Annotated in this window: 12 protein-coding genes; 1 reads left to right on the top strand and 11 read right to left on the bottom strand. The window is 49.1% G+C overall.

Going from position 1 to position 13,894, the window contains the following annotated elements; all coding sequences use genetic code 11:
• Window positions 1–18 precede the first annotated feature (18 nt).
• Window positions 19–849, top strand: a complete 831-nt coding sequence (locus tag ACXAFR_RS18745; protein WP_475179549.1) for a PEP-CTERM/exosortase system-associated acyltransferase — start codon at window positions 19–21, stop codon at window positions 847–849.
• Between the two features lies 1 nt (window position 850).
• Here the strand turns inward: ACXAFR_RS18745 and ACXAFR_RS18740 are convergent, their stop codons facing one another.
• The 11 genes from ACXAFR_RS18740 to speA form a co-directional block, all read right to left on the bottom strand.
• Window positions 851–1,993 carry a WecB/TagA/CpsF family glycosyltransferase gene (locus ACXAFR_RS18740; protein WP_475179544.1) on the bottom strand — a complete coding sequence of 381 codons (1,143 nt, stop codon included), beginning with the start codon at window positions 1,991–1,993 and terminating at the stop codon, window positions 851–853.
• A gap of 17 nt (window positions 1,994–2,010) precedes the next feature.
• Window positions 2,011–3,225, bottom strand: a complete 1,215-nt coding sequence (locus tag ACXAFR_RS18735) for a glycosyltransferase (protein WP_475179541.1) — start codon at window positions 3,223–3,225, stop codon at window positions 2,011–2,013.
• A 26-nt stretch (window positions 3,226–3,251) separates the two neighbouring features.
• Window positions 3,252–4,175 (bottom strand): glycosyltransferase family 2 protein, encoded by a 924-nt coding sequence (locus ACXAFR_RS18730; protein WP_475179540.1) that lies wholly within the window; start codon window positions 4,173–4,175, stop codon window positions 3,252–3,254.
• Between the two features lie 27 nt (window positions 4,176–4,202).
• Complete coding sequence (locus ACXAFR_RS18725) at window positions 4,203–5,195, bottom strand: glycosyltransferase family 2 protein (protein WP_475179538.1); 993 nt, start codon at window positions 5,193–5,195, stop codon at window positions 4,203–4,205.
• Entirely contained in the window at window positions 5,188–6,066 is an 879-nt protein-coding gene (locus ACXAFR_RS18720) for a sulfotransferase family protein (protein WP_475179533.1), read from the bottom strand. Before ACXAFR_RS18720 ends, ACXAFR_RS18725 begins: the two co-directional genes overlap by 8 nt.
• The gene (locus tag ACXAFR_RS18715) at window positions 6,053–7,024 is read right to left on the bottom strand and encodes a glycosyltransferase family 2 protein (RefSeq protein WP_475179531.1); all 972 of its coding nucleotides are present in this window, start codon (window positions 7,022–7,024) and stop codon (window positions 6,053–6,055) included. Before ACXAFR_RS18715 ends, ACXAFR_RS18720 begins: the two co-directional genes overlap by 14 nt.
• A 95-nt stretch (window positions 7,025–7,119) precedes the next feature.
• The gene (locus tag ACXAFR_RS18710) at window positions 7,120–8,202 is read right to left on the bottom strand and encodes a VanZ family protein (protein ID WP_475179529.1); all 1,083 of its coding nucleotides are present in this window, start codon (window positions 8,200–8,202) and stop codon (window positions 7,120–7,122) included.
• 173 nt (window positions 8,203–8,375) lie between these two features.
• Entirely contained in the window at window positions 8,376–9,257 is an 882-nt protein-coding gene (gene speB, locus ACXAFR_RS18705) for an agmatinase (RefSeq protein ID WP_475179526.1), read from the bottom strand.
• Window positions 9,258–9,281: 24 nt separating this feature from the next.
• Window positions 9,282–10,457: a carboxynorspermidine decarboxylase gene (gene nspC / locus ACXAFR_RS18700; RefSeq protein WP_475179521.1), complete on the bottom strand. Its 1,176-nt coding sequence runs from the start codon at window positions 10,455–10,457 to the stop codon at window positions 9,282–9,284.
• A gap of 22 nt (window positions 10,458–10,479) precedes the next feature.
• Complete coding sequence (locus ACXAFR_RS18695; RefSeq protein ID WP_475179518.1) at window positions 10,480–11,676, bottom strand: saccharopine dehydrogenase family protein; 1,197 nt, start codon at window positions 11,674–11,676, stop codon at window positions 10,480–10,482.
• A 10-nt stretch (window positions 11,677–11,686) separates the two neighbouring features.
• Window positions 11,687–13,600 carry a biosynthetic arginine decarboxylase gene (gene speA / locus ACXAFR_RS18690; protein ID WP_475179516.1) on the bottom strand — a complete coding sequence of 638 codons (1,914 nt, stop codon included), beginning with the start codon at window positions 13,598–13,600 and terminating at the stop codon, window positions 11,687–11,689.
• Window positions 13,601–13,894 lie beyond the last annotated feature (294 nt).

Raw genomic sequence — 13,894 nt, 5'->3', positions numbered from 1 at the left:
CATAGAGGACTGATGTATATGCAACTTGCCAGATACTTTAATGAAAATTTTTATGTCTGCCAGGCGGAGTCCGAAGAGTTGCTTAACAGTTGCTATCGTGTTCGGCACGAAGTGTATTGTAAAGAGTACGGTTATGAAGCTGTACAGTCCAACGGACTCGAAAAAGATCCCTACGATCCCTGCGCCTTGCACAGTGTTATTATGCAAAAAGAGCAGGATTCACCCATTGGCTGCCTCAGACTGATAGAAACCGGCCCAGACTCCATGAACAAAAAACTCCCTGTGCAGGCTTTTTGCCCTGACAGTCTCGATCCCAACTTGTTTGATTTGGATCGATACCCGCCCGGCCATATCGCAGAGTTTTCCCGGCTCGCCGTGAAGAAAGATTTCCGAATGCGCGCTGAGGACCGCCGAAATACGTCAGTACCCGATCGCCGCAAGCTTGCCCAGATTGAAGATGCAGAACGCCAAAGCGACAGACGTCGACGTATCGAACGACGTCGTTTTCCTGTGGCCACCCTGAGCTTATTTATGTCGGGAATGGTACTGCTAGCCCGCAGTGATGCCGAGGCGGCAATTGCAATGATGGAACCCAAACTAGGCCGCATGCTGCGCATGTCTGGATTTTTATTTCAGCCGATCGGCAAACTCGTTGACTATCATGGACCTCGTGCTCCTTTTATTGTTTTTAGACACCAGATGTTTGATTGCCTGACGACTCCAGCCGTTACTGAGCTCTACAACTCTGTAAAAGCGTCAATGGATGATCCGGCCGCAGCGCGGGAGAGCTTCGACTTCCCGTTTATCGATGCGACCAGTCGTCAGTCGTCTGCTCTTTCAAGAGCATAATTTATCTTTGTACGCCGAAGTAGGTGGTAACACCATGGAGGCGTAACAAGCGTGCTGCCGATTTGCTGACATTTTGAAAATCAAGATACTGACCATTTTCAACCAGCAACCTTTTAAACAGCATTAGGGTACCAAGAAACGCCGCATCAAAGTAACCAAGATAATGCCATTCCAATACGACAGGCTTATCCTGAGACAGCAATTCTAAGCACACCTTTCTGAATTCTTCTCTATTATCCAGAGTCGCTGCGCCATGAATTTCCAATACAATATCGGAACCTCGCTCTTTAGTAACGAATTTTGTCTCTTTATAAAGCTTACTCTTGCGCCGGTAACGCCGATGCAAAAAATAAAGTGGCATCACTTTCTTCGACATCAGACGACAGAGATCCAGTCCGTCAGATAAGTAGCGACTCCAGAGCTTTGGCTCCTCATAGATCCTAAACAGCCACTCCAAACCCATTTTTTGTAAAAGTACAGGTGCTCTATTTACGGTGTTGGATTCAAAATTGACCACTGCCCCAAGGTGCGAAACCACTGGAACATTAAGAGACTCCATGTTCTTTTGGATCCACGCCTGCCCTTTTCGAGCTCCCAGCGACACCACTAAAAAATCCGGGCCACTGGCACGAATCTGAGTCCGAATGGCGTCCGTACTCATGGACTCAACGGTCCCCATTCCGGGATTGTAATGACCGACGCAACTCATGGCGCCACCATCATCATTAACCCTTTCACAGGCAATTTCGGCGACATTATCCTGTCCACCAAAAAAGAAAACCTTCATCGCTTTGGATTTGAGAGACTCAAATAGCGATGCACCCGCCACCCTTTCAACGATAGGGACACCAATAATTCTTGAAACCCAAACTAACGTCATTCCATCTGCAACGGATATGTCACTTTGTATCACGGACTGCTGAAATTCATAAGCAGTGATCGACGCAACGAGAAAGTTGGTATTTGGCGTTGATAAGAAGCATTGAACACGGTTTTGAACACAGTAGTCCAAATGATCCATTGTCTCATCAAAAGATAGATTGTCGATCAGCAGGCCAAGGATACACCAGGCATCACGATTCAGTGTTTCTTCCCGACTGGGACGTCGTACGAGCTCCGACACTTTATGCATCTGACTGGTCACAATAGTTCTCCCTGCCCTTATTCGGCTGTGTTTATCGCGGTAAGGAGCCTTCGGGCATTTTCCCCTTCGGAAAATTCCGTTTCCACTCGCTGTCTGCCGCCGTCGACTAATTGGACGGACAATCCTTCGGTCTCGACAAGCTGCTTAAGTGCCATGGCTGTCGCTTCTGCGTCATTTGGCTCAACCAATAATCCTGTCTCATGATCCAATATCAGCTCAGGAATACCGGAAATTTTCGTTGAGATGACTGGAACGCCAATTGCCATGGCTTCCATTAATACGACGGGAATGCCATCCATATCACCATTACTGTCAACCTTGCAGGGCAACACAAATACATCCAACTCGCTCAGCCAGTGATGCACCTCGGAATGAGGTAACGCACCGACAAATTCCACAAAAGGCGCCACAGTCGACTCTTTTACCTGATCAACCAAGGCTTCTTTTAGTGGGCCATCTCCTGCTAATTTTAGCGTAAATTCGACACCGGCAATATGTAATAGTTGACAGGCAGCAATTAGAACGTCAAAACCTTTTTTCTCAACCAATCGGCCCAACGCGCCGATAATCAGCGGTTTACCGGGCTGACGCTGGGGGCGTAGAGCAAATCGTTCGGGGTCGATGCCACAGCGTACGATGCGGATTTTATCGATATCCGCTCCGAGTTTTCGTAGATAATTGCGATTGAACTCTGATATCGAGGCACAAAACAAACTGCGGCTGACTTTTTCACGGAGCAGCCAACCCCGCTCAAACAAATCATTCGCATGCCCCATAAAGCTGAAGGTAGCGCCACACATCGCGGAGGCGTACATGGCCAGATCCGTGGGAACATGGGCAAAATGGACATGTATGTGCTGACACTTTTTATTATCCACGTGCTCGGCCAGACTAGCCGCCGCCAGAAAACGATATACCTGACCAACTGAGGTTCGCCCAAAACCGAGCGATGCTAAGTCGGACATCAACCACCGGATTGCTTTCAGGTATTTTCCAGGAGTCCGCAACAACCTGAGAACACTGCGGACAAGGTGTTTAACCAATCCATCTTGATAGAGCTCATCAATCTCTCCCAGAGCCTGAGCCACTTCCGGGTGCGCAGACTTCTCTGGCGCGTGCACGGTCATCACGTCGACATCGGCGCCCGCCTTACGCACAGCAAAAATTTCGTTATAAACGAAGGTCGCTGAAAGAGAAGGTATCTCAGGCGCCAGATAGAGTATTCGTTTCAAGGCTCTTTCCCTGTGATCGCCAGCAATCAGATGTTTTCTGGATGCCAGGCAGCTTCCTGCTGCTGATCCAATTCGGCCATGGCTTTCGCCCGTCCTTTAAACAGACACTGCCATTGGTATTTTCTAATAAAGTGGATGAGATCGGTATCCTCCATATGGGGGTTACGATCCAAAACGGCTTTGACGTAGCCCCACATCATATTCAGGCCACCGGCAAGGTAGGGCGGCTCGGTCATACGGAACACCGAGGACGCCAACATGTAAAAGAAGCCCGTTCCCATATAATGCTGACCAAAACCATGCCGCCGCTTGCCGACGTAAATGCTCGTCTGACTGGACCCCATTGGACGCAAATGCGTGAAGCGTAGATCTGGCTCATCCCAACTTACCGCCTGCCAGCCCAAGAATCGACATTTGTGACTGTCGATGGCATCCCACATGACTTCACGAACGAAACCGCCGATCTGCAGAAAACAAGTGGTACGAAAGAACTTAGTCATCCCTACCGACATATCATCACTGCGCCGCTCACTCACCAATTCACCATCTTGCTTCACATACGGCTTGCCGCTGCAAGTGCCCAGGCGAGGATTCTGCTCCATACGATCCATTAGAATTTCGAAATAGCGCGGCGGTAGATGCAGATCTAAATCTAGCTTACAGAGGTAATCATAATCCGTCGGCGTTATCGCCTCGTAGCCAGTATAAAACGCATCAATAACACCAGGCCCTACGCTGCGATGACCTCGATCTTGCCGAGTGACGATCTCAATAAAGGGATAGCGTGCTGCATAGTCCGCAAGAATCTCAGGCGTAGCATCCGTTGAGCCATCATCGACAATGACCCATTTCGCAGGCGGGATGCTCTGCCCCACAACGGTATCGAGTGTCTCTTTCATAAACTCCGCTTCATTGCGACACGGTGAGATGATGAGATACTTTTTCGACATGGGTTGACACCTATCCTTATTGACCAACTATTTGTATTCGATAATGCGAGTGCGGCTGGTCAGTGTACTGAACAGAAACTGAAATACGCCGACACATTCCGCAAATTTTCCCAGGACCAGGTAAAACGCCCAGCGGCGCCCATCCCGTCCGGCGATGGGTGCCTGTTTGGACAGTCGCCATATCTGCAACGGATAGATAAGAAACAACAGTAAAAACCAAACCTGACACAACGAGAGAACGACAATTGCCAGTGGAAGTAGACCTCCCCACAAGCATGCACGCAGACATTCCCTGACCTTAAAACGTTCCTCACTGGCGCCGTGTAACCAAGCGCCAGAAGCAAATGAGTAACCCGCTCGAACCGTACGCTTCCACCATTGACCGAATCGGAATATCGCCGCGTCATGCAACGTCATGTCAGCATCAAGGCGATAGATCTCATGCCCCGCTTTACGCAAACGAAAGCATAATTCTGGTTCTTCGCCCGCAATACGATCCGGACGAAAACCGCCGACCTCACGAAACGCCGCGATCCGCATCAATGAATCACCACCGCAGGCTTTTGCCACTCCAATAGGGGTATTCCACTCAAGATCGCAAAGCCGGTTATAAATTGAGCGCTCGGGAAACTTCTCTCGACGCCGACCACATACAACGGCAGTACTCGGGTTAGCATCAAGATAATCCGCTGCGAATTGCATCCACTGCTGATCGAGAACGCAGTCGCCGTCTATAAATTGTACGAACTCAACCTCTGGCGCCAACTCTAGGAGCTTGTCGACCCCCTCATTGCGGGCTCGCGCCGCGGTAAAAGGCCGCGACAGATCCAGCTCCAAAACCTCACATTGCAGTTCTTTGGCAGCTTCACGGCTCCCATCTGTTGAACCCGAGTCGACATAGACCACCTTATCCGCAAGCGCCGTGACCGATCGCAAGCATTGAATCAGGCGCTCCCCCTCGTTGCGACCAATGGCCACAACGCCAATGCGCCGGGATAAATCGGTGTGCACATCAGACATCGGCAGGCCACTGGATCTTGAAGTCTTTTTCAGCAAACACCGAGGAGAAATTAGCACAGGAGATGTCCACCCCCAGCCAACGCCCCAGGATGCTGAGATCCTGATCAAACACCTCGGCCAGCTTAATAGCTTGAGCCTCATTCAATTCCGGCCGTTCAGACATAGACAGCTGCTTTCGCACTTTCTCCCTCAAACCTTTTGGTATCAGCGCACGACGCGCCCAGGCCATCAACGCAGAATCCACCAGCAAATGGTAACCAGGAAATTTGCGAAAGCGCTGGCTGGAGACATTTTGAGAGGGCGCTTTTTCCTGCCAACGTACGTCACTGGTATAGCCAGCAAACTTCGCGACCCGAGACAGTTGTTCCTGCGGGCGAGCTCGCAGAGCCTCATTCGCTGTAATCAAAATGTTCGAAGCACCATACGCTTTGATATATGGCTCCAGCTGTCTGGCATAGCAGCTGTAATTAATCAATTCCGGAAAGTCAGTAATGGCTTGCCCAATATCACAGCGGATAACCCCCTGCGTCCACTGATGGATATAGTGAGAAACCAATCTTTCAATCGGGTGACGCAGCACGTATATCAAACGACACTGTGGCAACAGTGCCTGCATACGGTCCAGTGTCAGCGGATAATCGGGAAATTTCGTATAGTGGGTGCTGGATTCGCCACAAATATCAGACGCCTCAGCACCTTTAAAAAGGTCCAAATACCAGGATTCGCCGAGCGCGTACTGCTCATCGTCGCTGAAATAATTGGGCTCTTTTGGGTCCGACATGAAAAAGCCGGGCTGTAAGGCCAACTGTTGATGCAGCGTGCTGGTCGCGCTTTTCATCGCGCCAATAATAATGAAATCAGGTTTTCTCACGGTAATCGTCCGGATGCACGTAAGGGCGCTCTGGTTTAGAAAAGTTGATCCAAGTATCAGTCCATTGCTTCGCGCAAACGCTGCTATCGTAGCCTGCGCTGATTTTGGATCTGGCACTCGAAATAGCGCCACCAAGAGTCCACAGAAGGTTCGCCGCCAGCAAGCCGGCACGACCATAGAACTGATTGAAATAACGGGTACGAGATTCGTAATTATATCTCGGCAACCGCTTTTTTAAACGCGCTTGAGCTTTGAGAGGAGAGGTTCCGCCACGCAGGTGCACGACATGAATATTGGGATCATTAACGATTCTCCACCCCTTTTCACGGGCTCGACGGCAAAATTCGACGTCTTCAAAATACATGAAGTAGTCTTCATTCAGCCCCCCTAACGCCTCCATGACCTCACGGCGAATCATGACGCAGGCGAAGCTGGTCCATTCAGGGTAGCTGACGCCATCCTGAACCGGCAGAGCCACTTCATATTGCTTAAAGAGTTGGGTAATCGGCCCTGTATTGGCCGAGCGGATCAACTCGCTTACGGGAGAGTGAAATCGAAAACAACTTTCCTGCGGCCGACCATCTGGCCACTCCAAGCGAGGACTGGCCAGCCCACATTCAGGATGAGCTTCCAGCAATTTGGCAAGCGCAGAGACAGAATCGGGGCGAAGCAAGGTATCACTGTTGAGCAACAGGTAATAGTCTGCCGAGAACTCGGCAATGCCTAGATTGTTCCCCGCCGCAAATCCCCCATTAATCGGAGAATCAACCAAGGTAACCTTAGTTTTAAATTTCTCAGGCAAGCCTTCCCGGATCCTTGCCAAGGAGTCATCTTTTGAGCAGTTGTCGACAATGACGACATGCATATCGTCCCACAAGCTCTCATCAGAAAAGCTCTCCAGACAATCAAGCACCATCCCCGGTGTTTTGTAATTAACGATAACAACTGAAATTTTCATCCGGATGCTTGACCAGCCCTGTAAATCCCTCTGACAGCGCGACAAACCGCTACCACAGCACAATAGTTAACTGTAAGTGTAATTCAAAATGAGCGTTAAGCCCCAATCTTACGCGGCGAACGAAGCCACCAAGCGGCACACAAAGTGCCAACCGCACCGCCAGTGGTATTTAAAATAAGATCCAAGACACTTGAATGCCTGAAATACATCCACGACTGGATATACTCAATGGAAAAACTCACTAAAAAGCTGCCACCAATTGCCAGAGGCAAAACGTAGGCCGGGCGTTGGCGCCAAAACACCAGCAAGAACAACACTCCCAGCGGAATAAAGCCCGCTACGTTTACGACGTAATCCACGAGAGACCAAAATTTCCACCGCTCGAAACGACTGGGCATAGAAAGAAGGTCCTGCTCCATCAAGCCAATCTTGTCAGGTACGGTCAAACCGCCCGGAACATCCGCACCCGAAAGCAGGTGCTCTCCTTCGTTAACAAAGGGTAGCTCCAAAACAGTCTGCCATCGCCCGCCTGATTGAGATGACGAATCTGATAGCCAATGCCTCAACGCGACATATTCTATGTCGCCCACCCAACCGTTATTCAGGTGGGCGGAATTACCCAGTAACAACCGAGTCCCTCCGGACACAATGGGGAGCTGTAGTGCGCCTTTATTAAAGTGACTAACGGGCTCATCATTTAAATACAACGTGCTACGTCCGTCCCGAGAAACCAAACGCAACACTTGCGGCCCTGCGGCGACCGTCGTGCTTAACCGAGGCTGACGACGACTGGCATCGTAATCGTCGCTATCCATAGCGATGAGATGATGCCGCCACTGCCACACGATAAAAGTATCTAAATTTCGGTCACCGTCTGGTATCACCAAAATATTACTTCCACGACGTGAATCCACATCGGTAAAACGACCGCGAAACTCTAACTCAAATCCATCTTGGTTCAGCTGACTTGCCAACTCAGGAGTCAAAAAGGGTTTCGTAAAAGCAATCCCGGACTCACCAAGCGAGAGAGCACCATCCTGCTTAAATTCATACTGATTGGTGACCGAAAACCGACCACCAAGAAAACCGGCCATATAGATTGCCAACAATACTGAGGCCAGCAAAATTGACAATACAACCCGGTTTCCAGCGATAAAGAGGAGTAACTTGCGAATCACAGAAAGATCACTTAACGCATTCGAAAAGGCGAGGGCTAACAATCTGAGTGGACGGCACACGGCTATCCAAGACGATCCAAATATCTGTTCCCATCATGTCGCTTGTTACCACTTGTCGTTCATCACTTACAGGCCCTTTTTTAAGAGCACTACCGTGATCAAATCTTCATATATTAGTCTTGCGCTCGCTGCACAATCCCCATCAACTTGTAAACGAGCAGAGCTGCTGAAAAATCATAGGCGTGCAAGCCTTTCATGGGGGCAAACTCAACCACATCAAAACCGATAATATCCCGCTGCCTCGCCAGGCTATTGACCAGAGCAAGCGTTTGATACCAGCCTGTACCCCCTGGCACGGGAGTCCCTGTCGTCGGGAAAACCGATGGGTCCATTCCATCTACATCCAAGGTGAAATAGACTTTCTCGGGAAACTCATCCGGCAGCTCAAAACTCTGAATCTGCCGTGTTACCAGAACCTCAGCATCAATATGATCAACCCCATAGACTTTACGGGTTTTGATTTCTTCTTCACAGAGCGCGCGAATTCCCAACTGAAACAGCGGAATGTCTTCATCGACAACCCTCTTCATTACCGAGGCATGGCTATAGGGGTTGCCCTCGTATGCCTCTCGTAAATCGGCATGCGCATCGAGTTGAACGACGCCAAAATCCTCAACGCCTGCCGCTAGCAAACCTCTAATGACACCAATTGTCACCGTATGTTCACCGCCAAGAGTAATCGGGAACTTGCCCTGCCGCACGATCGCTTCAGTACGCTCAGCGATACGGCCCACAACGGCCTCCGCCTCACCGTCACAATCGACAGCTTCGTGAGTGTAAATTCCCAGGGACGAAGGGTTGCTTTTCCCGTCCCAGGTCTCCAGCTGCAGCGACGCATCAATAATTTTCTGCGGTCCCAAAGACGTACCCCCTCCGTAGGAAACTGACGCTTCGTAGGGCGCGGGCAGGATATGAAAATGCGCTGCTTCAGGCGATAAGGAATCAATCTCAGAGCCTAAAAAAATTGTCGGCTCACTCTTGTTTACAGTTGTCATAGTCATTCAGTGAAAGGCTAAGACTCAGGAGAGTCGGGATTTGAAGTCTTCATAACCGAAATCGCGAATAACACGCAGGGTATCGGTTTCCGAATTCCAGATGGCGATCGATGGTAAACGCACACCATTGAATGTCGACGTTTTTACCATGGTGTAATGAGACATGTCATCAAACATCAAGCGCTGGCCAATCTCCAGCGGCCTATCAAAACTATAGTCACCCATAACGTCGCCAGCCAGACACGATTGACCACCCAAGCGGTAGGTATGAGACTTAGCTCCCGCTTCACCGGCACCAAAAATCTCCGCCCTATAGGGCATTTCCAAAGTGTCAGGCATATGGCAGGTGGCAGAAGTATCAACAATAGCAATGTCAACGTCATTGCTTGTGACGTCTAAAACCTCGCACACCAGCACCCCACTGCAGACAGCAACGGCTTCGCCAGGTTCCAAGTAGACCTCCAGGCCGTAACGCTGCCGAAGCTGCTGAATACGAGAAATCAGCCCCTCTACATCATAACCTGGCTTGGTAATATGGTGCCCTCCCCCCATATTCAGCCAATGCATCGATTCTAGGTATTGTCCAAACTGAGATTCGACAGCATCCAACGTGCGTGATAGAGGCTGGAATTGCTGCTCACATAACGTATGAAAGTGCAGACCGGAAAAATCACTTAAATCTTCGCCACGAAAAGCATCGAGCGGGATTCCCAAGCGAGAGCCTGGCGCGCACGGGTCGTAAATTGGAACAGCACCTTCGGAGTGTCGAGGGTTAACACGTAAACCAAAATCAACGTCACTACGCTGCTTTCGCGACGCCAGTGCGATCTCCTTATATCTGTGCCACTGATTAAAGGAGTTAAACAACACGTGATTAGACAGCTCGAGAATCTCTGGCATATCAGCTGGAGAATAGCCGGCGCTGTAGGTATGCACCTCGCCACCGTACTCCTCACGCCCGAGCTTTGCTTCATGTAATCCGCTAGCGCAGACGCCTGAAAGATAACGCCTCACCAGGGGCGCCAAACCAAACATCGAAAACGCTTTGAGCGCCAGGAGGATTTTAGCCCCGGACGCCCTCTGGACTTGATCAAGAACCTTAAGATTCTTTTCGACAGCGACCTCATCGACGACAAAACAGGGCGATGGCACACGGCGCGGATCAAAACTCGCAAATGTCTCTGCATTTATCGTTGCCACAACAAACTCCTCTGGCGCAAGATCAAACGAGATCGAAACCTGGGTTTTCAATGACCTTCCAGGGCAATCCCCAGAGGTTCATGCGCTCCATAAAAGGATCTGGATTAAGCTGTTCCATATTCCAAACACCTGGCTTTAACCAAGTCTCATCACACAACAAGCTGGCCCCAATCATTGCGGGCACACCGGTCGTATAAGAAATAGCCTGAGATTTAACTTCAGCATAACAAGCCTGATGATCGCAAATATTATAGAGATATACCGTCTTCTCTTTTCCATCCTTCACACCGCGTACAACACACCCAATACAGGTCTTACCTTTCGTCCTCGGACCTAACGTCGATGGATCGGGTAGTAGCTGCTTCAGAAATTGAATAGGAATAATGTCCTGCCCCTGAAAACTAACAGGTTCAATAGACGTCATCCCCACGTTACCCAAAACCTCTAAATGCTTAAGATAACTGTCACCAAAGCTCATCCAGAATTGAGCCCGCTTCAACGTAGGAAAGTGCTTGGTCAATGACTCAAGCTCTTCGTGATACATCCGATATATGTTGTAAGTTCCAACACTTTCTGGACATGTAAAGCTCTGCTTCAACGACATCGCCGGCGTTTCCTGGAAGGCACCGGACTCCCAGTGACGACACTCCGCTGTCACCTCTCGAATGTTAATCTCCGGATTAAAATTTGTGGCAAACGGATAGCCATGATCGCCGCCATTAACGTCAATAATATCCAGATAGTGAATTTCATCAAAATAATGCTTAGCGATATAAGACGTAAAAACGTTCGTCGCGCCTGGGTCGAAACCGGATCCAAGTAACGCCATCAAGCCCGCTTTTTCAAACTTTTCTTGGTACGCCCACTGCCAGTGATATTCGAACTTCGCCGTTTCTGGAGGCTCATAATTCGCGGTATCCAGATAATGAACACCCGCCTCCAGACACGCATCCATTATGCTCAAATCTTGGTAAGGAAGCGCTACATTGATTACCATAAAAGGCTTTTCTGCTTTTAACAGTGCAGCCATTTCCGCAACATTATCCGCATCAACTTTCGCCGTTCTTATAGGAGAATTTATTTGTGATGCAATCGCCTTACATTTTTCTTCGGTACGGCTGGCTAGCAGAATATCAGAAAAGACTTCAGCATTCTGAGCACATTTATGAGCAACGACCTGACCGACGCCACCAGCGCCGACAATTACGATTTTTTTCATTTATGTATCCTCACTCATCTTCCCGTTCGTAATAGGTATAACCATCTAAGCTCGCCTTGAACGTTTTCAACATCTGCTGGCGTTCTCGAGCAGTAATACGACCTTCTCTCACAGCCCTCTCTGCGGTATTACGATAGCGCAATGCAATTTCCGCAGGATGAAACTCAACATAACTCAGAACGTCTTCGATTGTGTCACCATGAATCTCTTTGACGATATCGAATGTTCCACCACGATTCAAACGCACGCTGGCGACATTAGTATCGCCAAACAGGTTATGAAGATCACCCAGCGTTTCCTGATAAGCACCGACAAGAAAGACCCCAAGGTAATACTCTTCACCGACTTTTAAAGGATGCACAGGCAGCGAATGGGACACACCTTTTCGAGGATTAATAAAACGATCAATCTTGCCATCACAATCACAGGTTATATCAGCCAATACCGCTTCACGCGACGGCTTTTCATTCAAGCGGTGAATTGGCATGATTGGAAACAACTGGTCAATTGCCCAGATATCTGGAAGCGATTGAAACAAACTAAAATTACCGTAATAAATATCCGCCAGCGACAAGCGCAGATTTTCAAGATCCGCCGGCACCTCATCCATGTCCTCAAGAAGCTCCGCAATTGCCTGAAGAATTTTAAGGAAGAGGTTTTCTCCTACCGCGCGTGTTCGCAAATTAATTTCACCGCGGCGAAACAGTTCACGAATTTCATTGCGATGATAGTTTGCATCGTTAAAACATTCCTGCACTCTATCCGCTCGCAGATAACTGAAGATTTCATTCATCAGGTTAATCTGAGAGTGCGGCTCGACACTTTCACCTGCCATTTCAATGGGCTCAAAGGTATTGCTGTCGAGAATGTTGAATAAAAGTACGGACGAATATGCAACCGTTGCGCGCCCAGATTCAGTCACAATCACCGGATGATCAATACCAACTCGATCAAGCGTCGTCTTTATCGTCTCGACAATATCGGCACAGTACTCTTCAAGATCATAGTTACGACTTTGATTATCGTTGCTTCTTGCACCGCTGTAATCGACAGCCAAGCCTCCACCCAGGTCCAAATGAGAAAGTGCTGCGCCTTCGTTGCAAAGATCGATATAGAAGCGACAAGCCTCTGCAATACCGCGGCGAATTTCACTGATGTTTGGAATCTGCGAACCCAGGTGACAATGAAGAAGTTGCAGACAATGCAACATTTCCTCTTGCCGCAGGGTATCCACAACATCGATTAACTGCGCCGTTGTCAGACCGAAGACACTGCGATCCCCGCTAGTAGAATTCCAGTGACCACTAACCTGGCTGATCATTTTCACGCGCACACCGATGTTGGGCTCTACTCCCAATGCGCGACTGCGAGAAATGATAATAGGAAGCTCGGTAGGCGTCTCGATAACAAAAAAGCATCGAAACCCGAGCTTTATTGCCTGCAAACCGAGATCGATAAACTCCTGGTCTTTATATCCATTACAAACGATTAAGCTACCCGGCTCTTCCAGAGTCGACAGAGCGGCAATCATTTCAGCTTTGCTACCGACTTCGAAACCGTGCTGAAAACGAGAGCCAAAAGCGGCAATTTCTTCAACAACCTGAGCCTGTTGATTCACCTTTATCGGGTAAACACCTCGATAACTATTTTTGTAATCAAACTCTTTAATCGCTTTAATAAAAGCATTATTCAGGCGTGATATCTGCGCATCGAGTACGTTTTCGATTCTCAGCAGAACCGGCATTTGAAGGTCCCGCTCCAGCAACGCCTCAACGATATCCAACAAAGGAACTGCCGTATTGAGGGTCTTGGCAGTTACGTTGCCGTCCTCGTTGACACCAAAATAGTCATTTCCCCAGCGGTCAACACCGTAAAGCTCAGCGGATAGTTCAGCGTTCCACTGATCGAAGGAGCGAATATTCAACCAAAGTCTCCCAATGCACAGGTAAAAGAATGGCGCTGACGAGGCAGGCCCGCCTCCAGCGAAAAGCGCAATTCTGAACGTATTGGCAGCAATTTGCTACCAAAATGGCGCAAATAATATCGTTGACAGATTTACCTCCAAATTAGGATAAAACAGCAGAAAACGATCAGAAAATAGGCTCAATCTCCAAAAAAAGGAGGCTCGCAAGGAATTTGCAATCCAGAGCATATCGGCCCTGTTTCACTTGTCCCAAAGCATTGGGCACAAAAAAGCCTGGGTGACGGATCACCCAGG

It is taken from the genome of Pseudomaricurvus sp. ABR4_320 (assembly GCF_056159445.1).
Note: the sequence above shows the minus strand (reverse complement) of the source record. Positions and strands in the feature narration are given on the sequence as shown.

Excerpts from the sequence above, each read along its gene's own strand:
- ACXAFR_RS18715 (WP_475179531.1), bottom strand. The coding sequence starts at position 7,024 with ATGAAAATTTCAGTTGTTATCGTTAATTACAAAACACCGGGGATGGTG.
- ACXAFR_RS18730 (WP_475179540.1), bottom strand. The coding sequence starts at position 4,175 with ATGTCGAAAAAGTATCTCATCATCTCACCGTGTCGCAATGAAGCGGAG.
- ACXAFR_RS18695 (WP_475179518.1), bottom strand. The coding sequence starts at position 11,676 with ATGAAAAAAATCGTAATTGTCGGCGCTGGTGGCGTCGGTCAGGTCGTT.
- speB (WP_475179526.1), bottom strand. The coding sequence starts at position 9,257 with ATGACAACTGTAAACAAGAGTGAGCCGACAATTTTTTTAGGCTCTGAG.
- ACXAFR_RS18745 (WP_475179549.1), top strand. The coding sequence starts at position 19 with ATGCAACTTGCCAGATACTTTAATGAAAATTTTTATGTCTGCCAGGCG.
- ACXAFR_RS18725 (WP_475179538.1), bottom strand. The coding sequence starts at position 5,195 with ATGTCTGATGTGCACACCGATTTATCCCGGCGCATTGGCGTTGTGGCC.